General features: G+C 60.7%; 22 protein-coding genes. 4 read left to right on the top strand and 18 right to left on the bottom strand.

What is annotated here, in order from left to right; translation table 11 throughout:
- Positions 1-45: 45 nt before the first annotated feature.
- The 5 genes from NDJ82_RS05840 to NDJ82_RS05820 are packed head-to-tail and all read right to left on the bottom strand — an operon-like array spanning position 46 to position 3969.
- Positions 46-681, bottom strand: coding sequence for an SCO family protein (locus NDJ82_RS05840; protein ID WP_112192858.1), 636 nt, complete (start codon positions 679-681; stop codon positions 46-48).
- Complete coding sequence (cyoE, locus tag NDJ82_RS05835; RefSeq protein ID WP_250925075.1) at positions 678-1577, bottom strand: heme o synthase; 900 nt, start codon at positions 1575-1577, stop codon at positions 678-680. Before cyoE ends, NDJ82_RS05840 begins: the two co-directional genes overlap by 4 nt.
- On the bottom strand, positions 1565-2644 hold the full coding sequence (locus tag NDJ82_RS05830; protein WP_099586192.1) for a COX15/CtaA family protein: 1080 nt from the start codon (positions 2642-2644) through the stop codon (positions 1565-1567). Before NDJ82_RS05830 ends, cyoE begins: the two co-directional genes overlap by 13 nt.
- A gap of 10 nt (positions 2645-2654) precedes the next feature.
- Entirely contained in the window at positions 2655-3239 is a 585-nt protein-coding gene (locus NDJ82_RS05825) for a PA_0111/PP_0108 family redox-active disulfide protein (protein WP_158879302.1), read from the bottom strand.
- The gene (locus NDJ82_RS05820) at positions 3205-3969 is read right to left on the bottom strand and encodes an SURF1 family protein (RefSeq protein WP_250925074.1); all 765 of its coding nucleotides are present in this window, start codon (positions 3967-3969) and stop codon (positions 3205-3207) included. The genes NDJ82_RS05825 and NDJ82_RS05820 overlap by 35 nt, the downstream gene beginning before the upstream one ends.
- Before the next feature lie 37 nt (positions 3970-4006).
- On the opposite strand from NDJ82_RS05820, the gene NDJ82_RS05815 reads away from it, so the two are divergent.
- Positions 4007-4210: a twin transmembrane helix small protein gene (locus tag NDJ82_RS05815; RefSeq protein WP_012721507.1), complete on the top strand. Its 204-nt coding sequence runs from the start codon at positions 4007-4009 to the stop codon at positions 4208-4210.
- Positions 4211-4216: 6 nt separating this feature from the next.
- Here the strand turns inward: NDJ82_RS05815 and NDJ82_RS05810 are convergent, their stop codons facing one another.
- From NDJ82_RS05810 to coxB, 4 genes are all read right to left on the bottom strand, one after another.
- Entirely contained in the window at positions 4217-5104 is an 888-nt protein-coding gene (locus NDJ82_RS05810) for a cytochrome c oxidase subunit 3 (RefSeq protein WP_099586189.1), read from the bottom strand.
- 35 nt (positions 5105-5139) lie between these two features.
- Positions 5140-5691 carry a cytochrome c oxidase assembly protein gene (locus tag NDJ82_RS05805; protein ID WP_099586188.1) on the bottom strand — a complete coding sequence of 184 codons (552 nt, stop codon included), beginning with the start codon at positions 5689-5691 and terminating at the stop codon, positions 5140-5142.
- Positions 5692-5853: 162 nt separating this feature from the next.
- Positions 5854-7443, bottom strand: a complete 1590-nt coding sequence (ctaD, locus tag NDJ82_RS05800) for a cytochrome c oxidase subunit I (RefSeq protein ID WP_099586187.1) — start codon at positions 7441-7443, stop codon at positions 5854-5856.
- 58 nt (positions 7444-7501) lie between these two features.
- Positions 7502-8629 (bottom strand): cytochrome c oxidase subunit II, encoded by a 1128-nt coding sequence (gene coxB, locus NDJ82_RS05795; protein ID WP_112192853.1) that lies wholly within the window; start codon positions 8627-8629, stop codon positions 7502-7504.
- A gap of 368 nt (positions 8630-8997) precedes the next feature.
- On the opposite strand from coxB, the gene NDJ82_RS05790 reads away from it, so the two are divergent.
- Positions 8998-9645, top strand: coding sequence for a hypothetical protein (locus NDJ82_RS05790; RefSeq protein WP_250925073.1), 648 nt, complete (start codon positions 8998-9000; stop codon positions 9643-9645).
- A 69-nt stretch (positions 9646-9714) separates the two neighbouring features.
- Here the strand turns inward: NDJ82_RS05790 and NDJ82_RS05785 are convergent, their stop codons facing one another.
- The 8 genes from NDJ82_RS05785 to prlC all read right to left on the bottom strand — a co-directional run bounded on the left by NDJ82_RS05785 (position 9715) and on the right by prlC (position 19929).
- Positions 9715-11262, bottom strand: a complete 1548-nt coding sequence (locus NDJ82_RS05785; RefSeq protein WP_099586184.1) for a SulP family inorganic anion transporter — start codon at positions 11260-11262, stop codon at positions 9715-9717.
- 85 nt (positions 11263-11347) lie between these two features.
- Positions 11348-12079, bottom strand: coding sequence for a carbonic anhydrase (locus tag NDJ82_RS05780; protein WP_099586183.1), 732 nt, complete (start codon positions 12077-12079; stop codon positions 11348-11350).
- 226 nt (positions 12080-12305) lie between these two features.
- A complete protein-coding gene (locus NDJ82_RS05775) occupies positions 12306-13364 on the bottom strand; it encodes a PA0069 family radical SAM protein (RefSeq protein WP_112192851.1) in 1059 nt (352 codons plus the stop codon).
- 81 nt (positions 13365-13445) lie between these two features.
- Positions 13446-14744: a cytochrome c gene (locus tag NDJ82_RS05770; RefSeq protein ID WP_250925072.1), complete on the bottom strand. Its 1299-nt coding sequence runs from the start codon at positions 14742-14744 to the stop codon at positions 13446-13448.
- Between the two features lie 12 nt (positions 14745-14756).
- Positions 14757-16541, bottom strand: coding sequence for a GMC family oxidoreductase (locus NDJ82_RS05765; RefSeq protein WP_250925071.1), 1785 nt, complete (start codon positions 16539-16541; stop codon positions 14757-14759).
- Between the two features lie 2 nt (positions 16542-16543).
- Positions 16544-17296, bottom strand: a complete 753-nt coding sequence (locus NDJ82_RS05760) for a gluconate 2-dehydrogenase subunit 3 family protein (RefSeq protein WP_099586179.1) — start codon at positions 17294-17296, stop codon at positions 16544-16546.
- 261 nt (positions 17297-17557) lie between these two features.
- Positions 17558-17833 carry a YheV family putative zinc ribbon protein gene (locus tag NDJ82_RS05755; protein WP_010207776.1) on the bottom strand — a complete coding sequence of 92 codons (276 nt, stop codon included), beginning with the start codon at positions 17831-17833 and terminating at the stop codon, positions 17558-17560.
- A complete protein-coding gene (gene prlC, locus NDJ82_RS05750; RefSeq protein ID WP_178117161.1) occupies positions 17830-19929 on the bottom strand; it encodes an oligopeptidase A in 2100 nt (699 codons plus the stop codon). Before prlC ends, NDJ82_RS05755 begins: the two co-directional genes overlap by 4 nt.
- A gap of 54 nt (positions 19930-19983) precedes the next feature.
- Between prlC and NDJ82_RS05745 the strand changes: the two genes are divergently transcribed.
- Positions 19984-20526, top strand: coding sequence for a gamma carbonic anhydrase family protein (locus tag NDJ82_RS05745; protein WP_099586177.1), 543 nt, complete (start codon positions 19984-19986; stop codon positions 20524-20526).
- Positions 20523-21182, top strand: coding sequence for an HAD family hydrolase (locus NDJ82_RS05740; RefSeq protein ID WP_250925070.1), 660 nt, complete (start codon positions 20523-20525; stop codon positions 21180-21182). The genes NDJ82_RS05745 and NDJ82_RS05740 overlap by 4 nt, the downstream gene beginning before the upstream one ends.
- Before the next feature lie 82 nt (positions 21183-21264).
- On the opposite strand, the gene NDJ82_RS05735 is transcribed toward NDJ82_RS05740, so the two are convergent.
- Positions 21265-22302: an aminopeptidase gene (locus tag NDJ82_RS05735; protein ID WP_250925069.1), complete on the bottom strand. Its 1038-nt coding sequence runs from the start codon at positions 22300-22302 to the stop codon at positions 21265-21267.
- Positions 22303-22306 lie beyond the last annotated feature (4 nt).

The raw sequence follows: 22306 nt of genomic DNA, 5'->3' as shown, positions 1-22306 counted from the left end.
TGCTATCGGGGGCAAGCCCCCTCCCACATTTGCTTTGTGTTGTCTTCACTTGCGCTGCAACAACCCCGGCAACTGCGCCACCAGCTTCTGGTTGTTCAACGGCGCACGGATAAACCCACGCTGCGTCCCGTCCGGGCCGATCAGTGCCAGGTTGCCGCTGTGATCCACGGTGTAGTTCGGTTTGCTGGTATCGGCCGGAATAAACGGAATGCTCACCGCATTCGACACCTTCTGCACATCCTCCACATTCGCGCCGGTCAGGCCCACAAATTGCGGATCGAAATAGCCCAGGTACTGCTTGAGCTGAGTCGGCGTGTCGCGATGCGGGTCAACGCTGACCAGGATCACTTGCAACTTATCCACAGCCTCCTTCGGCAGTTCGCTCTTGATCTGGCGCAACTGGGCGAGGGTTGTCGGGCAGATATCCGGGCAGAAGGTGTAGCCGAAGAACAACAGGCTCCACTTACCCTTCAACTCGTTGATGACCACCGGCTGGCCGTCCTGATTGGTCATGCTCACAGGCGGCAACTGCCGGCTTTGCGGCAGCAGGATGATGCCCGCGTCGATCAGCGCGGTGGGGTCGCCCTGGCCTTTGCCGCTGAGCACTTTGTTGACGGTCAGGCCCATGATCAACGCGACGATGGCCACCAGGATGAAGACGGTTTTTTGAGTTCGAGTCATAGGTTCAACAATAAGTAATGGTCTACGAGCAGGGCGATAAACAGCAGCAGCAAGTACCAGATAGAGTACTTGAAGGTGTTGATCGCCGCGTGCGGCCGACCGCCACGGTACAACACCCAGGCCCATTGCAGAAAGCGTGCACCCAACACCAGCGCGCACGCCAGGTACAACGGGCCGCTCATATGGATCACATAGGGCATCAGGCTCACGGCCAGCAGGGCAAAGGTGTAGAGCAGGATATGCACCTTGGTGTAATGCTCGCCGTGGGTCACCGGCAGCATCGGGATGTCGGCCTTGGCGTATTCCTCCTTGCGATGGATGGCCAGGGCCCAGAAGTGCGGCGGGGTCCAGGCGAAGATGATTAGCACCAGCAGCAGCGGCTCGGCGCTGATGTGCCCCGTGACAGCGACCCACCCCAACAGCGGCGGCGCAGCGCCGGCCAGCCCGCCGATGACGATATTCTGCGGCGTCGCACGCTTGAGGAACCCGGTGTAGATCACGGCGTAACCAAGCAGCGAGGCCAAGGTCAGCCACGCCGCCAGGGCATTGGTGAACGCCAGCAACAGGCCCAAGCCTGCAACAGCCAGAAACAATGCAAAGGCCAGCGCCGCCATCGGCGACACCCGCCCTTGTGCCAGCGGCCGCTTGTGAGTGCGCGCCATTACCGCATCGATCCGCCGATCCACCACATGGTTGACCGCCGCCGCGCCGCCGGCACACAGGGCAATGCCCAGGTTGCCAAAAATCAGCACCGTCCATGGCACGCCGGCACGGGTCGCGAGGAACATGCCTACCAGCGAGGTGATGAGCATCAGCACCACTACTTTCGGCTTGGTCAGCTGCAGGTAATCACGCCAGATCGCCTGATCGTGACGCGCGCCGATCACGGTCGCCATGGCATCTCTCCTTTAAGGGTGATGAGCCCCGATACGTGTTTGCGCGGGATAAATCGCCAGCCGAACGGCGATTGATTGCGCACCCTGACCAGGCTGGTTCGCGCGTGGTAATTGACCAGCACCAGCGTCAGCAGCAAGCCAGCACCGCCCGCGTTATGCCCGACCGCGACCGCCAGCGGCAGGCCGAACGCTACATTGCTCACGCCCAGGCAGATTTGCGCAGCGAGGGCGATCAACAACAACCCCGCCAGCCGCGTCATGCCCACCGCACGCAGTTGCCAGGCCAGGCCCAGCAGAACCAGGGTTACCAGCACCGCGCCGAGGCGATGGGTCAGGTGAATGGCCGTGCGCGCCTCGCTGTCGAGTTGGCCGCCCAGGTAATTCGGACCGATGTGCTGGGTCAGGTGAAAGCCATTGGCAAAGTCGGCCGCCGGCCACCATTCGCCATGGCAGGTGGGCAAGTCGACACAGGCGACGGCCGCGTAGTTGGAGCTGACCCAGCCGCCGAGCGCAATCTGCCCGATCACCAACACCAACCCGGCCGTCGCCCAATACTGCAGGCGCCTGGGCACGATCAACGCGGGCAGCACGCCGGACAGGCGCAAGGTCAGCAAAAACAGCAGGCTCAAGGTGGCAAAGCCGCCCAGCAGATGGCCCGTCACCACTTGCGGCCACAGCTTGAGCGTCACCGTCCACATGCCAAATGCTGCCTGGGCAAATACCACGGCCAGCAGAAACAGCGGCAATTTGACTGGCTGGCCAGGATCACGCCGGTGACTCCACGAGCGCGCCGCCAATAACACAATCAACAGACCCAAAGTGCCAGCAAAGTAGCGATGGGTCATCTCGGCCCAGCCTTTGTCGGCCTCCACCGGCGTGTCGGGAAAATGCAACTCGGCATGGGCCAATTGGGCCTCGCTTTGCGGCACGCTGATAAAGCCGTAGCAACCGGGCCAGTCCGGGCATCCGAGGCCGGCGTGGGTCAGGCGCGTGTAGGCGCCGAGCAGCACGACGATCAGCGCCAGCAAGGTGGCAAACAACGCGAGGCGAAATCCAGGTTTGGCCATGACGATGCCCTTATCCGATATTCGACAGTTTCAGCAGGTGGCGCAGGTCGTTCAGCAGGTCCTTGCCCTTGACCCTGGCGTCGTAGCGCAGCACCAGGTTGCCGTGGGGGTCGACGATCCACAGCTGCGCATCGCCCGGCGCGGCAGCGTTTTTGGTAAAGGTCGAAACATCCAGCGCGTAACGCTGCAATTGAGGGTATTCGGCTTTCAACCTGGTTTCGTAGTCGGCGCCCACCGGCTGCGCACTCGCCAACGCATGACTGGCGCGCGAGGCATCGCGCCCCAGGCCGATCTGCAATTGCCGGGCGAGGTACACCAGTTGCTGGCAATCGGCTGCACACGCCGTGGGCGCGGTGACCAGCAGTTGCCAGCGCTGTTCATCCGCTTGCACGCCAATGTCGGCTCGGGTCTGGCCATTGCCGATCATCTCGCCGTGATAACTGCGGCTGTCCGGCACCCAGAACTGCAGCTTGTACATAAAGGTGGCCAGCACCATCGGGCCGATCACCATCAGCAGGATCAGCAGCAGTTGCCAGCGGCCTTTGCGCCGATCGGGCAGGTCAGACATGTTGAGTCGATTCGTGGCCGCTCCCATGGGGCTTCTCCTTCTTGTTGTGCGATCCGAGGTAGAGGTAAAGAACCAGCAGCGCCAGCGCCATTGCGAACCACTGCACGGCATAAGCCAGGTGTTTCTCAGGGCCCATGGCGACCACCGGCCAAGTCGTTTCATAGGTACCAGGGCCGGCGTCAGCGCGCAGCTCATAGGCAAAACCGTTGCGGCCCAACTCCGCCCAAAGCGCCGCGGGATGCAGGGCGGTGAGCAATCGCGGCCATGGCGCGCCCGCCGGGTCGGCCTGCAACTGGAAGGCTTCGCCGGGAGCGACGTACACCCAGGCATCGAGATTCAGCGGTTGTTCTGGTGTGGTGAAGGCGGGCGGGATACGCCGATCCGGCCAGGGCAGCCAGCCGCGATTGAGCAACAACCACAGGCCGCTGGCCTGGTCGTGGAAGGGTTGCAGCAACTCGACACCGGCCTTGCCATCGCGCATGCGGTTGTCGAGCAATACGCTGTGATCGGCGTCGAATTGACCGCGCAGATGCACACGGCGAAATGCCGGATCTGTGGAGTCGTTGAGTTGGGCGCTGCTCATCGGCGCCGCCACGCGGCGCTCGGCGTAACTGTCGAGCAAGTGTTGCTTTTCATGCCCGCGTGACAGCTGCCAGAACCCCAAGCCCACCATCAACGGCAGCAGCAGCAACACCACCACTGTCGGCGCAATACCGGGACGAAACTGTTTTATGGCGCTGGCTATACTTGTTTTCATTGCCCGCAGCTCTTCTTCAATGTCCAGGAGCCCGACCATGCTCAAAGCAGCCATTGCCCTGATGCTGATCGCAACTGTCGTAAGCCTGTTCAGTGGCTTGTTCTTTCTGGTGAAGGACGAGGGCAACTCCAATCGCCTCGTCACTGCCTTGACCGTGCGTGTCGTACTGGCCGTGATCACCCTGGCGCTGATCACCTGGGGATTTTTCAGCGGCCAGTTGGTTTCCCACGCGCCGTGGTAAGAAGCCTCACAGCACGTAAACGAAGAAAAACAGCCCGATCCACACCACATCCACAAAGTGCCAATACCAACTGGCCGCCTCGAAACCAAACTGATGCTCGGCGTTGAAGTGCCCACGCAGGACGCGCATCAGCATCACAAACAAAATGATCGTGCCGATGGTCACGTGGGCGCCGTGGAAACCGGTGAGCATAAAGAACGTCGCGCCATATACACCGGAGCCCAGCGTCAGGCCCAGCTCTTTATAGGCATGGATGTACTCCTCGGCCTGGAACCCGAGAAATGCCAGGCCCAGCAGCACGGTGAGCGCCAGCCAGATCTTCAGCGCGCCGCGATGGCCTTTGCGCAGTGCGTGGTGAGCGATGGTAATGGTCACGCTGGAACTCACCAGCAGGATGGTGTTGACCAGCGGCAACCCCCACGGGCTGATGGTGCCCTCGGGGGCGGGGTAGAGTTTTGGGTCAGGATTGTTGAGCAACGGCCAGGCAAATTCGAAATTTGGCCACAGCATATGCGCGACGCCCTTCGAGCCTTCACCGGCCAGCCAGGGCGCGGACATGTGCCGCACATAAAACAGCGCACCGAAGAACGCGATAAAGAACATCACTTCGGAAAAGATGAACCAGCTCATGCCCCAGCGAAACGAGCGGTCCATCTGGGGGCTGTACAAACCGGCGCGGCTTTCCTTGATCACCGCACCAAACCAGCCGAACAACATGTAGGCGAGTAGCAGTCCGCCGACGAAAAAGATCCACGGGCCGTGGGATTCCGGGCGCGCCGCCTTGAGATCGTTGAACCACACACCCAGGCCATACACCGTGATCAGCAGTCCAAACGTGGCAATTATCGGCCATTTGCTCTGCGCCGGTACGTAGTACGTATCATGATTCGACATGTATTCACTCTCCCGATTGAGGGGGCAAACAGTAGCTAGCCGCCGGTGTGGGCAGCCACGGGCGGTTGGCGCGCAGTGATATCAAACAGCGTGTACGCCAGGGTCAAATGCTTCACATCCTTGGGCATGTCGCGATCGACAATAAAGCGCACCGGCATCTCGATACGCTCGCCTGGCTGCAACACCTGCTGGGTGAAGCAAAAACATTCGGTCTTGTGGAAATACATCGCCGCTTCGGCCGGGGAAATGCTCGGTACGGCCTGAGCAGTCATCGGCTTGTCGGTGGGGTTGTGGGCCACGAACAGCATCTCGGTCACGGCGCCAGGGTTGACCACCACCTCGTCGGCCTTGGCGTAGAAGTCCCAGACCATGTCGATAGCGTTGGTGGATAAGAACTGCACGCGCACCTGACGTGTCGGGTCCACCACTTGCGAACCCTCGTACTGCCCGGCGGTCTTGCCGTTGATGCCGAACGCCTTGCACATCACGTCGTAGATCGGCACCAGCGCAAAGCCGAAGGCGAACATCGCCACCACCAGGATCAGCAGCCGAGTGACGAGGCGCTTGAGGGGCACGGAGTCAGCCATGGCGATCACCTAAGCCGAACTCGGTCAAGGTGGGAGGGGGCTTGCTCCCGATTGCGATTTCACAGCCAATGAAGTTGTAGGCCGATACACCGCCATCGGGGGCAAGTCGAATCGTCGCACCGCCCCTCCCACATTGACGGTGTTCACACCGAAAAAAGGTGTTCATTTGACCTCCGGCGGCGTGGTGAAGGTGTGGTACGGCGCCGGCGAAGGCACGCTCCACTCCAGGCCTTCAGCCCCATCCCACGGCTTGGCCGGCGCCGGTGGGCCGCCACGGATGCACTTGATCACGATGAACAAGAAGAAGATCTGCGTGGCACCAAACATAAACGCGCCAATCGACGAGACCATGTTGAAATCGGCGAACTGCAGGTTGTAGTCCGGCACCCGACGCGGCATGCCCGCCAGCCCCACAAAGTGCATCGGGAAGAACGCCATGTTCATGCCCACGAAAGACAGCCAGAAGTGCAGCTTGCCCAGGGTTTCGTCGTACATGTGGCCGGTCCATTTCGGCAGCCAGTAGTAGGCCGATGCGAAGATGCCAAAGATCGCGCCGGGCACCAGTACGTAATGAAAGTGCGCCACCACGAAGTAGGTGTCGTGGTACTGGAAGTCCGCCGGGGCAATCGCTAGCATCAACCCGGAGAAGCCGCCGATGGTGAACAGGATCACGAAGGCCACCGCAAACAGCATCGGCGTCTCGAACGTCAACGAGCCTTGCCACATGGTGCTGACCCAGTTGAACACCTTCACACCGGTCGGCACAGCGATCAGCAGCGTGGCGTACATGAAGAACAACTCGCCCACCAGCGGGATGCCGACCACGAACATGTGGTGCGCCCACACGATAAACGACAGGAACGCGATGCTCGCCGTGGCGTAGACCATCGAGGTGTAGCCGAACAGCGGCTTGCGTGAAAAGGTCGGAATGATCGAGCTGACGGCGCCGAAGGCCGGCAGGATCATGATGTACACCTCGGGGTGGCCGAAGAACCAGAACACATGCTGGAACAACACCGGGTCACCGCCACCGGCGGCACTGAAGAAGCTGGTGCCGAAGTGGATGTCCATCAGCATCATTGTCACGCAGCCCGCCAGCACCGGCATCACGGCGATCAGCAGGAACGCGGTGATCAGCCAGGTCCACACAAACAGCGGCATTTTCATCAGGGTCATGCCGGGCGCACGCAGGTTGAGGATGGTGGCGACCACATTGATCGCGCCCATGATCGAACTGATGCCCATCAGGTGGATGGCAAAGATAAAGAACGTCACGCTTTCCGGCGCGTAGGTGGTGGAGAGCGGGGCGTAGAAGGTCCAGCCGAAGTTCGGCCCGCCGCCGGGGGTGAACAGCGTCGAGACCAGCAGCAGGAACGCCGCCGGCAACAGCCAGAAACTGAAGTTGTTCATGCGCGGCAGGGCCATGTCGGGCGCGCCGATCATCAGCGGGATCATCCAGTTGGCCAGGCCGACAAACGCCGGCATCACCGCACCAAACACCATGATCAGGCCATGCATGGTGGTCATCTGGTTGAAAAATGCCGGTTCGACGATCTGCAGGCCGGGCTGGAACAGCTCGGCCCGGATCACCATGGCGAACGAACCGCCGAGCAGGAACATCGCAAACGCAAACCACAGGTACATCGTGCCGATGTCTTTGTGGTTGGTGGTCAGCACCCAACGCATCAAGCCCTTGGCGGGGCCGTGGGCATGGTCACCAGCGTGGCCATGGTCATCGATCACAGCGCTCATGGCCGTTCTCCTGCAAACGAATGGGCGGGGCGGGTCGGGGCAAACGCAATGAGGGCTGTCATTTGCTTTCCGCCTGTTTGATGGCCAGCACGTCTTTCGGCGTGACCATGTCGCCTTTGTTGTTGCCCCAGGCGTTGCGCTCGTAGGTCACCACGGCCGCGATATCCACTTCCGACAGTTGCTTGCCGAAGGCCGCCATGGCAGTGCCGGGCTTGCCGTGATAGACGATGCTCAGGTGATCGGCAGCAGGCCCGGTGGCGATTTTCGAACCTTTGAGCGCCGGGAACATCGGCGGCAGGCCCTGGCCTTCGGCCTGGTGACAGGCCACGCAGGTGGTGTGATAGACCTTGTCGCCACGGGCCACCAGTTCTTCAAGGGTCCATTCTTTGGAGGTCAGCTCCTTGAGCTTGGCGGCCTCGGCCTTACGCTCACCCAGCCAGGTGTCGTAGTCGGCCTTGGACTTGACCTCGACCACGATGGGCATGAATCCATGGTCCTTGCCGCATAGCTCGGCGCACTGGCCACGGTAGATACCGGGCTTCTCGACACGGGTCCAAGCCTCGTTGACGAAACCCGGAATGGCGTCGCGCTTGACCGCAAACGCCGGCACCCACCAGGAGTGGATCACGTCGGCGGCTGTGACCAGGAAGCGCACTTTGGCGCCCACCGGCAGCACCAGCGGCTGGTCGACTTCCAGCAGGTAGTGTTCGCCCTTGGTGGCCTGGTTGTGGATCTGCTCGGCGGGCGTGGCCAGGTTGCTGAAGAACTCCACATCCTGGCCCAGGTATTTGTAATGCCACTTCCACTGGTAGCCGGTGACCTGGATATCGATATCCGACTCACTGCTGTCGTAGATGTTGATCAGGGTCTTGGTCGCCGGAATGGCCATCGCAATCAGGATCAGCAAGGGCACGACGGTCCAGAGGATTTCCACGGTGGTGCTCTCGTGGAACTTGGCCGCGACCTGACCGGTAGAACGCCGGTGGACCATCATCGACCAGAACATGGCGCCAAACACGATGATGCCGATCACCACACAGATCCAGAAAATGGTCATGTGCAGGTCGAACACAGCGTGACTGACTTCTGTTGCCCCTGGCGCCATATTCGTTGTCCAGGCGGCGTGCGCCTGGCCGAATACCGACCACAACAGGAGGCCCATCCAAACGTGTGGATGTCGCATCATTGCGGGTTCCCCTTATCGTTCTTGTTATCCCGCCGGTTTGCACCTGCGTCGAAGGGAGCGGCTTCCATACTGCTTACAACCGCTTAGCCTTGCCTGCTTATGCAGTCTGGCGTCATCAGCTAATCGCGTACAAATCCGAGTATAGACAGGGACTGCAACCCCGCAATGTGTAGGGACAAATGAGGCAAAAACGCACGGCCGGAGCCAATAAAACCGGGTGCGGAATCGATTTTCCGACGAACGATGGCAATTCGATATAACGCCTGTGCATAACCATGAAATAATTATGACAAATGCGTCTTAGGCGCTCGTATAAACGAGCTACCTTAACTTCTCCCTTTTCCTACGCCTGATTCACTGGAGCCTTCATGAACACCGCCGCATTGCGCGAGCAGATTTCCCGTGCCCATCAACACGAAGCCACTACGGGCCAGCTTGCCCAGCAGCTGGAAAAACAATTGCCGCACCTTCATGCAGCCATTTCCCTGGCTGAAGGTGATCGCAACGTGGTCATGACCCGCTTTGTCACTGCCTACATCGACCTCGTGCCGGAGTTGCTCGATGCTGCCAATGACGTGGCTCGCGAAGCCGGGATCGAAAGCCAGATCAAGCCGGTACTGAAGATTGCCGAGCATTTTTTCCTGCAACCGCCCGCAATTCTGGCAGGCCATGAAGGCCTGGACGGGCTGCTGGACGAGGCCTACCTGGCACACCGGCTGGTGGAAGAAGTCAACGATGTGTATATCAAGCATTTCGGTCAGCCGTTGATTCCGGCGGATACCACCGTGGCTAACGTGATTGCCCATCAATTGATCGGTGAAGATTTCGCCAACCAGTTGGATCAAGCCGTGCACCTGGCGGTGGATGAGATGCTTAACGAAGAGAACTTCGCTCTGGAGTCGGTCGAAGCGTATCGCGAGCAACTGAAAAGCCCGGACACCGAGGCCGCCTGGAAGCGCTGGCCGTGCCTGTCGCGGCAGTTGGGGGTGGAGTTGGCGTTGGATCAGCCGGCTTAAACCTTGAATTCGACTCAGAACAAATGTGGGAGAGGGCTTGCCCCCCTCCCACATGTTGATCCGGTTCCGTCAGCCGATTGATGGCGCCGAGCCGATCCCCGTCGTCGTGCGAATCCTGCCTTCCAACCGTCGCTTCAACCCACGCGCCTCAATCACCAGCTTCGAACCCTTCGCCGCGTTGGCCCGACCCCATTCCTCCAGCAATTCCAGGCAGGAATGGTCGATATAGCTGAGGTTGTTGAGCGGGACATGCACCGTGGTCCCCGCAGGCACCGTCGACAGCACCTGGGTCAACGCCGGCACTTTCAGAAAGGTCGCCGCACCAATCAAACGCAGCTCCATCTCGCCCTCCTGGGGCAAGTCGATCAGGCTGACTTTCAGCCGCGACGCCTTGAACGCCAACTTGACCAACGTGAGACCAAAGCCCACCAGCACCCCCGTCAGCAGGTCGGTAAAGATGATCGCCAGCGCCGTGGCCGCATAGGTGAACATCGGCATCCGCCCGTAGCGCCCCAAAGCCTTGAACGCCTTGACGTCGACCAGCTTGATCCCGGTGTACACCAGCACCCCGGCGAGGCTCGCCACCGGGATGCTTTGCAACACGCTCGACAGCAGCAACACGAAACCCAGCAACCAGACGCCGTGGAACATTGCCGACAGACGGGTGGTTGCACCCGCCTGGACGTTGGCCGAACTGCGCACGATCACGCCGGTCATCGGCAAGGCACCGACCAGCCCGCAGAGCATGTTGCCGACGCCTTGGGCGGACAGCTCTTTGTCGAAGTCGGAACGTTGGCCGTTGTGCATGCGGTCGACAGCCGCCGCCGAGAGCAGGGTTTCGGCGCTGGCGATAAATGCCACGGCAAAGGCTGCAATCAGCAGTTGAGGATCAGCCAGGTTCAGCAGGTCGCTGGGGCGCAGCCAATCAATGGCGTCAGCCAGGTTTTCCGGGACTTCCACGCGTTTGACCTGCAACGCCAGCACCAGGCTGGTGACCGTAGCCAGGCCGACGCCGAGCAACGCACCCGGCACGAACCGCAGCGGTTGCGGGCGGAATTTATCCCACAGGTACATCACCAGCATCGTCGACAGGCCCAGCAAACCCGCTTGCCAGCCGAGCCCGCCACCAAGGGTCGGGATGGCTTCGGACAGTGCAGCCGGGAAGCCCGCCAGGTTGTCCAGCCCAGAAGGCTTGGGCGCGCCGTCAAGCATCACATGAATCTGCGACAGCACAATCAACACGCCAATCCCCGCCAGCATGCCGTACACCACTGCGGGCGCCGTCACGCGGAACCAGCAGCCCAGGCGCAAGCGTCCGGCCACCAATTGCAGGAAGCCCGCCAGCAGCAGGATCGGCCCCAGCATCAACATGCCGTGCTGGCGCACCAATTCGAACACCAGCACCGCCAGACCCGCCGCCGGGCCACTGACCTGCAGCGGCGAACCCGCCAGCCAACCCACCACCAGGCCACCGATAATCCCGGTGATCAGACCTTTGGCCGGCGGCATGCCGGACGCAATCGCGATGCCCATGCACAGCGGCAGGGCGACCAGAAACACAACCACCGAGGCGAGCAGCTCCCGTGGCAATACAGCTTTCAATTGAGCAGCACGCATGATGACTCTCCCGAGGCATTCGCCGGGCGCGGTAAAGCCTGGCTGCATCCATGGCAGCCACCGCATTACCCGGCAGGGAAGTGTTTTAGAAGCGCGCTTTAGGCGTCGCGCAAGGAATCGGCCCGTCGCCGCTCAACGGTCGGAACGCCGACTGGTCGGCATCGTAGGCGCGGATTTCGCTGGTCTCGATGTTGTAGATCCAACCGTGGATATACAACTGACCATTGGCCATGCGTGAGGCCACGGAAGGGTGGGTACGCAAATGTTGCAACTGGGCGATGACGTTTTCTTCGGTCAGCACCTTCATGCTCTCGCCTTCGTTGGCGCAGTCGCAGTTGTCCTCGACCATCGACTTGGCCACCTCGGCGTGCCGCAGCCAGGCCCGTACCGTCGGCATTTTTTCCAGGCTGTCGGGGTTGAGTACCGCACGCATGGCGCCACAGTCGGAGTGACCGCAGACGATGATGTGCTGCACACCCAGGGCAAGTACCGCGTACTCGATAGCGGTTGAAACACCGCCGTTCATCTGGCCGTAGGGTGGCACCACGTTGCCGACGTTACGGGTCACGAACAGGTCGCCGGGCGAGCTTTGGGTGATCAGCTCGGGCACGATGCGCGAGTCGGCACAGGTAATGAACATCGCCCGTGGGCTCTGGGCCGTGGCGAGTTTCTTGAAGAGTTCTTCCTGCTGGGGGAAGACGTCGTGATGGAAATGCAAAAAACCGTCAACGATATGCTTTAGCGCTGCATCGGCGGACTCCGCCACTTGAGGGGCTGAAGCCGACGCAGCCAACGGCTGTTTATCCTTATCACTCATGATTCATCCTCTTGATTAGTGCAGGGGAGTGTTCAGGACAGTTCGACGCCCGGCCAGTGGAATAGTTGTAAAACTCCAAAATCCAGGCGCCGACTCATCAGTCACTCGCTGAGCAAGGTAACCGTCGAAACTTAACTCAAACTGAATGAACCGCTCTAGATCGCGGGTTTCAGTGATGTCAAAACGCGACTATTCCTACAAGCAAGGTGCATTCTTGCTGATCAGTCTACAACAATGCCATCTGTCTGCCCGGTGGACAGAACGCCGTGCAATCCAGGTTGAATCCTTCACGGCGATTGAGCCCCAGGCGTTTGATCGCCTTGCTGAAACGCTGGGCCAGCAAATCGGCGAACGGCCCTTCGCCCCGCATGCGCACGCCGAAGCGGCTGTCATACACCTCACCACCGCGCACCTGCCGAACCAGGCTCATTACATGGGCCGCACGCTGCGGATAATGGGCTGCCAGCCACTCTTCAAACAGCGGCGCCACCTCCAGCGGCAAGCGCAGCATCATGTACGCCGCACTCTGCGCACCAGCGGCGTGCGCTTCGGTCAGCAGGCTTTCCAGTTCACTGTCGTTGATCATCGGGATCATCGGCGAGCACAGCACGCCCACCGGAATCCCCGCCTCACGCATCACCCGGATCGCTCGCAACCGCGCCTTGGGCGCGGCGGTGCGCGGTTCCAGGATGCGCTTGAGCTCATCGTCCAGGCTGGTGAGGCTGATCATCACCGCCACCAGGCGCTGGCGGGCCAACTCGGTGAGCAGGTCGAGATCACGCAGGATCAGCGAACCCTTGGTGATGATGGTCACCGGGTGTCGGTAGCGCAGCAACACTTCGAGGGTCTGCCGCGTGATGTTGTATTCGCGCTCGATGGGCTGGTACGGGTCGGTATTGGAACCCAGGTTGATCGGCGCACACACGTAGCCGGGCTTGGACAACTGCTGCTCCAGCACATCGGCCGCATTGCTCTTGGCGATCAGTCTGGTTTCGAAATCCAGCCCCGGTGACATGTCCCAATAGGCATGGCTGGGCCGCGCATAGCAGTAGATACAGCCATGCTCGCAACCGCGATACGGGTTGATCGAGCGATCAAACGGCAGGTCCGGCGAGTTATTGCGGGTGATGATGGTCTTGGCCGTCTCAATACGCACTTCGGTGCCCTGGGTCGGCGGTACTTCCTGGTACCAGCCGTCGTCCTCGGCCACGCTGACCGTTGGCGCAAAGCGGTTGTGCAGGTTGGTGGCCGTGCCCCGGCCACGGGGCGGCAACGGCGTAGACATAAAAGCGCCTCGATACTGTTTTTATATACAGTATCGAGGCGCGAGGTGTCTGACCAGTGCCGTTTGGCGGCCAGCCAGGATTTAGTGCTTTTGCGTGGCCTGCCCCAAATCATCGCCCGAAGTGGTGCGCATATCGTTCTTGCGCAGGTCGGCGACGTCGCTGGCGTTCACTGGCGCACCTTTGTTGCCCCAGCTGCCACGGATGAAACTGACCACGTCGGCGACTTCCTGGTCCGACAGGCGCCAGGCAAACGCCGGCATGGTGAAGGTCGACGGCGCCGCGTGCGTAGCCGGCAAAGTGCCGCCGTTCAACACAATGTTGATCAACGAGGTGGCATCCGCCGTCTGCACTACCGGGTTACCCGCCAGGGCCGGGAACACCCGTGTATAGCCATGGCCATCGGTTCGGTGGCAGGCCGCGCAGTTGTCGATATACACCGAGGCACCCCGCTGGCTGTCATCGCCTTTCCACAGCGCCTGGGCTACCTGCTTGTCGTACACATGGGGCTGATCCTGGGGATCGACCGCCGGCAGGCTCTTGAGGTAACGGGCGATAGCGGTCAGGTCGTCTTGCGACATGTACTGCATGCTGTGGACGACCACGTCGCTCATGCCACCAAACACCGCGCTGCGATCACTGCGACCGGTCTTGAGGAATTGCACCAGCTGCTCCTCGCTCCAGCTGCCGAGGCCGTCCTTGTGGTCGCCACGCAAGCTCTTGGCGATCCAACCTTCCAACGGCGCACTGCCGGACAGGAACGCGGTGCCATCGGTAGCACTCAGGGCTTTTTCCTGCATGGTCAGGGCACGCGGTGTATGGCACGCGCCGCAGTGGCCTAAACCTTCCACCAGGTAGGCGCCACGGCCGATAACCGGGTCAGTCGCTGCCTCAGCCGGTGTATCCGCCACTTCAGGGGCAAACATCCAACGCCACGCCGCCAACGGCCAACGCATGCTCAAGGGCCACGGAATGTCGCTGTCCTTGTTGTCTTGGGCAACGGGTTCCACACCCTTCATGAAGTACGCATACAGCGCCTGCATATCGCTGTCGCTGACACGCGCATAAGACGGATAGGGCATCGCCGGGTAAAGCGTACTACCGCTTTTGGCGACACCATGGCGCACGGCCTTGTCGAAGTCGTCGAAGCTGTAGTCGCCCAGGCCGGTCTTGTCCGGGGTGATATTGGTGGAGTAGATCACGCCAATCGGGGTTTCCATCGGCAGCCCACCCGCAAAGGGTTTGCCACCCTTGGCAGTGTGGCAGGCCACGCAGTCACCGGCGCGGGCCAGGTATTCGCCCTGCTGGATCAGGTCGGTTTCGGCAGCGCTTATGGAGCAACTGCTGAGCAGCGCCAACGTCGCGATAACAAATGCTTTCATGGTCATCGCTCCTTATGCCTGAACCAGTGGGCCGGGGTTTTTCAGGTACTGCTCACGGATCGCCCGAGCCGACCAGTAGGTCAGCGCCGCCACCAGGCCAGTAGGGTTGTAGCCCAGGCCCTGTGGGAAAGCGGACGCGCCTGGGACAAACACGTTGTGTACATCCCAGCTCTGCAGGTAACGGTTCAACGCACTGGTTTTCGGGTCGGTGCCCATGATCGCGCCACCGTTGAGGTGGGTGGTCTGGTAGGACGCAGTGTTGAAATGCTCACCGACTTTTTTACCAAGTACCGCAATGGCCTTGGGGTTCATCGCTTGGGCGACCTTGCCCATTTTCTCGACCATGAAGCGGTTCATCTTGATGTCGTTTTCCTGCCAATCGAACGTCATCCGCAGCAGCGGCAAGCCGTAGGCATCGCGGTAAACCGGGTCCAGATCCAGGTAGTTGCCCCGGTAGGATTGATGGGCGCCGTGGGCATCCATCGACACCTGATGGGTGTAGTAATCGGCGGTGGCGCGCTTCCACGCACTGCCCCAGGCCGGGGTGCCAGGCGGGTTGGACGTCCCGGCAATCGGCCGGCTGCCGGCCTGGTTGACCCACATCGGCGAACCGCCCACAAAGCCATGGGGCCCATGGTCGAAGTTGTCCGCGTTGAAGTCGTCCATCGCCACGCCATTACCGCCCGCGCCGATGAAGTTGTTGGTGTGAGTGTCTTTGTCGAAAAAGGCTTTGATGGTGGCCATGTTCTGGTAGGCGAAGTTGCGGCCCACCACGCCTTCATTGGTGATCGGGTCGTACGGCTTGCCGATGCCCGACAGCAGCATCAGCCGCACGTTGTGGAACTGGAACGCGCCGAGGATCACCAGGTCCGCCGGCTGCTCGATTTCGCGTCCTTGGGCGTCGATATAGGTCACGCCCGTGGCTTTCTTCTTGGTGCTGTCGAGGTTGACCTTGAGCACGTGGGAATTGGGGCGCAGTTCGAAGTTCGGCACCCGGCGCAAGGCCGGCAGGATGTTCACGTTCGGCGAGGCCTTGGAGTACATGTAGCACACGTAGCCACTGCAAAAACCGCAGAAGTTGCACGGCCCCATTTGCGCGCCGTAAGGGTTGGTGTAAGGCCCCGAGGTGTTGGCCGAGGGCAGGTTGTAGGGTTTGTAACCCACGTCGGCAGCCGCTTTCTGAAACAGCTGTGCGGAGACGGTGTTTTTCTGCGCCTGCAACGGAAACGGGTTGGAGCGATCTGGCGCGTAAGGGTTGCCGCCACGGCCTTCGCCCACCAGTTGGCCTTTGACGGTCCAGGCCTGGCCGGAGGTGCCGAAGACCTTTTCCGCGTAGTCGAAGAACGGCTCCAGTTCTTCATAGCTGACGCCGAAGTCCTGGATGGTCATGTCCTTGGGAATGAAATTTTTCCCGTAGCGTTCTTCGTAATGGCTGCGCATGCGCAGCTCGATCGGGTCGACACGAAAGTGCACACCCGACCAGTGCAAACCCGCGCCGCCCACGCCATTGCCCGGCAAAAAAGCACCGAGCTGACGGTTAGGCAGGGCGACGTCATTCACGCTGTGGCGAATGGTCACCGTCTCCTTGGAGATGTCCTGGAAGAGTTTCTTGCGCACGCTGTAGGTCAATTCGTCGATGACCTGGGGATAGTTGCCGTCCGGGTACGTGTCCTGCATCGGGCCGCGCTCCAGCGCCAGCACGTTGAGGCCCGCCTCCGTCAGCTCCTTGGCCATGATCGCGCCAGTCCAGCCGAAGCCTACGATCACTGCATCCACTTTCTTCATGATGGTCGCCACGGTTATGCCCTCTCGCCACGGATGGAAACAGCCGGGAAGGGGTATTGCTCGTTGCGTTCCACCCAATCCATAAAGTCGGCGCGGGCGCCGGGGAAGCCGATCATGGTCCAGCCGACCATGCCTTTATTGCCCCCGTGGATCGGGTCGCAGAAGAAGCCTTCCTTGGTGTTTTGCAGTAACAGGTTGAAGAACATCTTTGGCGGCACCGCCTCGAAATGCGCCGTTACTTCACTGCCGCCAGCCTCTAGACGGCGCAGCATATCGTCTCGGGTAGCGCTGTCTTGCGCAGCAAAAGCTTTACCGTTGAAGGCTTTCGACCAGGCATCCGTCGCAGCAATGCCCAGGCGATAGATCTCTTTGGGCACCAACTTGCTCTGCCAGCCCATCTCTGGCGCGGCGTCGGCGTTGAACGGACCTTGCATGAACCACAGCGCGCCACTGGCATACGGCGTGTTCATCTGACGGTCGATGTATTCCGGCGCACCGGCTTCCAGGGCACCTGGGCCTTGGGCGTCGGCGGGGATCAAGCGCTCGACGGCGGCGTTGATAAACGCCCATTCTTCTGCGGTGAAATAGCTTGGCTCGTAGGCCTTGTCGCTCGCCGCAGGCTTGGCCGGCGCGGCCTGGGCAGGCTCAGGCGTGGCCATCAATATCGAGCCGCCAAGGCCGGTACTGGCAACCGTGACCACCGGGATCAAGGTCAAGGATTTGCGCAAAAAGTCACGCCGGGGGTTGTCTTGATCTTGATCAGACATGGGTGCACCTCATCATGTGGTCACGGGTTTATTCGGTCGCTTCTGGGGAGCGGCTCGTCTATTTTTGGCAATCAATGGTTACAAATGATAGCAGGCTAAGGATGTGGAGAAAGGATTCAACGACCTAAGTCGAATAAACGCAGGCAAAAAAATGTGGAAGGGGGCTTGGCTCCGATAGCGGTGGGTCAGCCGATACATAGGCTGCCTGACACTGCGCTATCGGGGGCAAGCCCCCTCCCACATTAGGTGTGCGTGAAACTTTTAGTCTTTTTTCAGCTTCGGGTTCGGAAAGAATTGCACTGCCTGAACCTTGGGGTCCGCCGGCGCTTTGAGTGCCGAGGTATTGACCCGCGTCCCCAGCTCCTTGGGCACTGACAGCCCTTGATCATTCAAGGTGTCGGTATAGCCACAGGCCACGCATTCGCGGTGCGGCACGTTGTCCTCGGTCCACATTTTCAGCTTGTCCGGCTCGCTGCACGCCGGGCAGACCGCCCCGGCGATGAATTGTTTTTTGGTAATCACAGGCCCTTCACTCATGCTGCCGCGTCCTCACTCAGGCCGCTGTGGCGCAAGAGTGCGTCAATCGACGGTTCGCGTCCGCGGAAGTCGACGAACAGCACCATCGGCGCCTGTGAACCACCACGGGCCAGGATCGCCTCGCGGAATGCACGACCGGTGTCAGCGTTGAGTACGCCGTCCTCTTCGAACTTGGAAAAGGCATCCGCCGACAGCACTTCTGCCCACTTGTAGCTGTAGTAACCAGCCGCATAACCACCGGCGAAGATGTGCGCAAAGCTGTTGGGGAAGCGGTTGTAGGCCGGCGGACGCATGACCGACACCTCGTCGCGTACGCCTTCCAACACCTGCGCCACGCTGCGGCCATCACCGTGGGTGGCGTGCATTTCGAAGTCAAACAACGAAAATTCCAGCTGGCGCACCATCATCAGGCCGGACTGGAAATTCTTCGCCGCGAGCATTTTTTGCAGCAGGTCCTGGGGCAGCGGCTCACCGCTTTCATAATGGCCGGAGATCAGCGCCAGGCCTTCTGGCTCCCAGCACCAGTTCTCCATGAATTGGCTCGGCAACTCCACCGCATCCCAGGCCACCCCGTTGATGCCGGACACGCCGGCGTGCTCGACGCGGGTCAGCAGGTGATGCAGGCCGTGGCCGAATTCGTGGAACAGCGTGGTGACTTCATCGTGGGTCAGCAGGGCAGGCTTGCCGCTGTCAGCCGGGGTGAAGTTGCACACCAGATTGGCCACCGGGCTTTGCAGCACACCGTCAACGGTGCGACGACGGTCGCGGGCGCCGTCCATCCAGGCACCGCCACGCTTGTTGGCGCGGGCGTAAAGGTCAAAGAAGAAGCGGCCGACGTGCTGGCCGTTTTCCTTGATTTCAAACAGGCGAACATCCGGGTGCCAGGTGTCGAAGCCTTTCTGCTCGGCGATCTCGATGCCATACAGGCGCTGCACAATGGCGAACAGGCCGCCCAGCACTTTGTCGATCGGAAAGTAGGCGCGCAGGGCTTCCTGGGACACGCTGTAGCGCTGCTCGCGCAGTTTTTCGCCGTAGAAACCGCTGTCCCAGCTTTGCAGGTCGGCGCAACCTTGTTCGGCGGCGTAAGCCTTGAGCTGTTGCAGATCCTGGGCGGCAAACGGCTTGCTGCGCTTGGCCAGGTCGCGCAGGAAGCTCAGGACCTGATCGCTGGATTCAGCCATTTTGGTGGCCAGGCTCAGTTCGGAGAACGACGCGAAACCGAGCAGTTGCGCCAGTTCCTGACGCAGGTCGAGGATCTGCTCCATCACCGGGCCGTTATCGTTCTGACCGGCATTCGGGCCTTGGTCCGACGCACGAGTGCAGTAGGCCGCGTAGATTTCTTCACGCAGGGTACGGTCGTGGGCGTAGGTCATCACCGCGTAGTAGCTGGGGAATTCCAGGGTGATCAGCCAGCCGTCGAGGCCTTTGGCCTGTGCGGCAGCGGCCATTTGCGCCTTGGCCGAGTCGGTCAGGCCGGCGAGCGTAGCCTCATCGGTGACATGTTTGGTCCAGGCCTGGGTGGCGTCCAACAGTTGGTTGGAGAACTTGCTGCCCAGCTCGGACAGTTTGCTCTGCACTTCGGCATAACGCTTCTGCTGCTCAGGTGGCAGGTCAATGCCCGACAGGCGGAAATCGCGCAGGGAGTGCTCAAGAATGGTTTTTTGCGCCACGTCGAAACCGGCGGCTTCGGGGCTGTTGGCCAAGGCTTCGAAGGCCTGGAACAGCTCGCGGTTCTGGCCCATTTCGGTGGAATACGCGCTCAATGCGGGCAGGCAGCTTTCATAGGCCTCGCGCAATTCGGCGCTGTTGCACACCGCGTTGAGATGGCTGACCGGGCTCCAGGCGGCGCCCAGGCGGTCATTCAGTTCGTCCATGGCCAGTACCAGCCCGGCCCATGTCGGATTTTTACCCTGGCTTTGCAGGATGCCTGCGATGGCAACGCGGTTGTCGGCGAGGATCTGTTCGATGGCCGGCTGCACGTGCTCGGCACGGATCGCCGAGAACGGCGGCAGGTCGTAGGACTGCAGAAGAGGGTTGTTCGCGCTCACGGTTGGCACCTTGGCTGAAGAAACATGTAAGAACAAAGATGGGGCCATCTTAATTACAATCAACGCCCACCGCAGCTATCAGCAGAAGAGAGAGAGGCTATCGTGACCCTTCGCACCTATCAGAACCACACGCCAACCCTGGGCGCCGGGGCTTTTGTCGATATTTCGGCGGTGGTGATCGGCGATGTCGAAATCGGCACCGACAGCTCGGTTTGGCCGCTGACCGTGATTCGCGGCGACATGCACCGCATCCGCATCGGTGCGCGCACCAGCGTGCAGGATGGCTGCGTGCTGCACATCACCCACGCAGGCCCCTTCAATCCTGATGGTTTCCCGCTGCTGATCGGCGACGACGTGACCATCGCTCACAAAGTCATGCTGCATGGTTGCACCGTGGGCAACCGCATCCTGATCGGCATGGGCAGCATCGTGATGGACGGCGCCGTGGTGGAAGACGACGTGATCATCGGCGCCGGCAGCCTGGTGCCGCCAGGCAAGAAACTCGACAGCGGCTTCTTGTATGTGGGCAGCCCGGTTAAACAGGTCCGGGCGCTGACTGACAAGGAGCGCGCCTTTTTCACCTACAGCGCCGCGAACTACGTGAAGCTCAAAGACCTGCACCTGGCTGAGGGATTTGACCAATGAGCCTGCCTTACCAAACCGTGTTGTTCGACCTGGACGGCACCCTCACCGATCCACGCGAGGGCATCACCCGCTCGATCCAGTATGCCCTCGGCAAACTGGGCATCGACGAGCCGGACCTGACCAAACTCGAACATTTCATCGGCCCGCCGTTGCTGCAAGCGTTCATGCAGTTCTACGCCTTCGATGAAGCCAAGGCCTGGGAGGCGCTGAATTTTTACCGCGAGCGCTTCAAAGTCACGGGGCTGTATGAAAACCGCGTGTTCGACGGGGTGACGCCGCTGCTGGAAGACTTGAGCAGCCAGGGCCGCCAGCTGTACGTAGCCACCTCCAAGCCGTGGGAATTTGCCCGTGAAATCGCCCGACATTTCGACTTTGCCAAGCACTTCAAGGTGATCTACGGCAGCGAATTGGACGGGACGCGGACCAACAAGGTCGAGCTGATCGCGCATCTGATGTGCGAGGAAGGCCTGGACCCGGCCACGACCTTGATGATTGGTGATCGCAAGCACGACCTGATCGGAGCGCGTAGCAATGGGCTGGATTCAGCGGCCGTCGGTTATGGGTTTGGCAGCTTTGAAGAGTTGAATGCCGAGGCGCCGACCTGGCACTTTGAGACGTTGGCAGAGATGCATCAGGCGTTTTTGCAGCGGGCTTGAGGCCGCCGCCCCCTCCCACATTTTTGAAAGGTGTACACCGGACAAGGTGGGAGGGGGCTTGCCCCCGATGAGTCCCTAAAGATCAACCCCCCGCCAACTGCCTCAACGCCGCCTTGCGCTGCGCCACCGGCGATCCACCCAACTTCTCCACCGCCGCATAGAACTTCACCCAATCCCCGCCTTCACGCGCAAACAACGCCGCAAACGCCGGCACCCACTGGTCATACAGCCCGAACGGCAGCAGCCGCGCATTGTTCATCGGCAGGTTGATCCAGGCGTCATAACGCTTGTCGCCACCCCACTGGCTGTCGCGCATCTGCCGGTACTTACGGCGCAAGTGCTCGAATTCGGCCGCCTTGGCCCGGCGCATCGACTCGGCAGACAGCGGCTGCGCGTAGAGTTTTTCCAGGCGTTTGCGCGTGTCGAGGATCAGCTGGATAAACTGGTCACGCTGCTTCAACGTCAAATTGCTCAGAGGCCCCAAACCACGGGCGGCGCGCCATTGTCGGGTACCTTCCTGCTCGACAAAGCTGGCAAATGATTCGTTGAACTCAGTGTCGTCCTTCACATAAAAACGCTGGTGCGCGAGCTCATGAAAAATCAGCGTGGCCAGGCGTTCATCACCCCAGTGCATCATCGAACTGATGATCGGGTCATTGAACCAACCCAGCGTGGAATAGGCTTCGACCCCGCCAATCGAAACATCCATGCCTTGCTGACGCAATAACGCCGCCTCACCCCGTGCGGCACCTTGGCTGTAATAACCGCGATAGGCCACGCAACCGGCAATGGGGAAGCAGTGATTTTCAGGAGACAGGGAAAACTCCTGCGTGGCGAAGACATTCCAGACCACATAAGGCCGGCCAATATCGGCGTACAGCCGGTAACTCTGGTTGTCAGGCAGGTGCAGGTGTTCGCTGGCGAAGGTTCGCGCTTTTTGGGATTGGGCGAGATGCTCGCGCAGTTGCTGCGGGCGGGATGGGTCAGCGACGACCTTTGAAACGGGCTCCCGAGCCTGCAACAGCTGCCACTGGCCACCCGCCAATTGGCTGTAGTAGCTGACACTGGAACAGCCACTGAGCAGCAACACCATCAACCCTGGAAGAAAACGCCTGACCATACCT

The sequence above is a fragment of the Pseudomonas sp. SR18 genome (genome assembly GCF_023701505.1).
GTDB classification, from domain to species: domain Bacteria; phylum Pseudomonadota; class Gammaproteobacteria; order Pseudomonadales; family Pseudomonadaceae; genus Aquipseudomonas; species Aquipseudomonas cyclaminis.
Note: the sequence above shows the minus strand (reverse complement) of the source record. Positions and strands in the feature narration are given on the sequence as shown.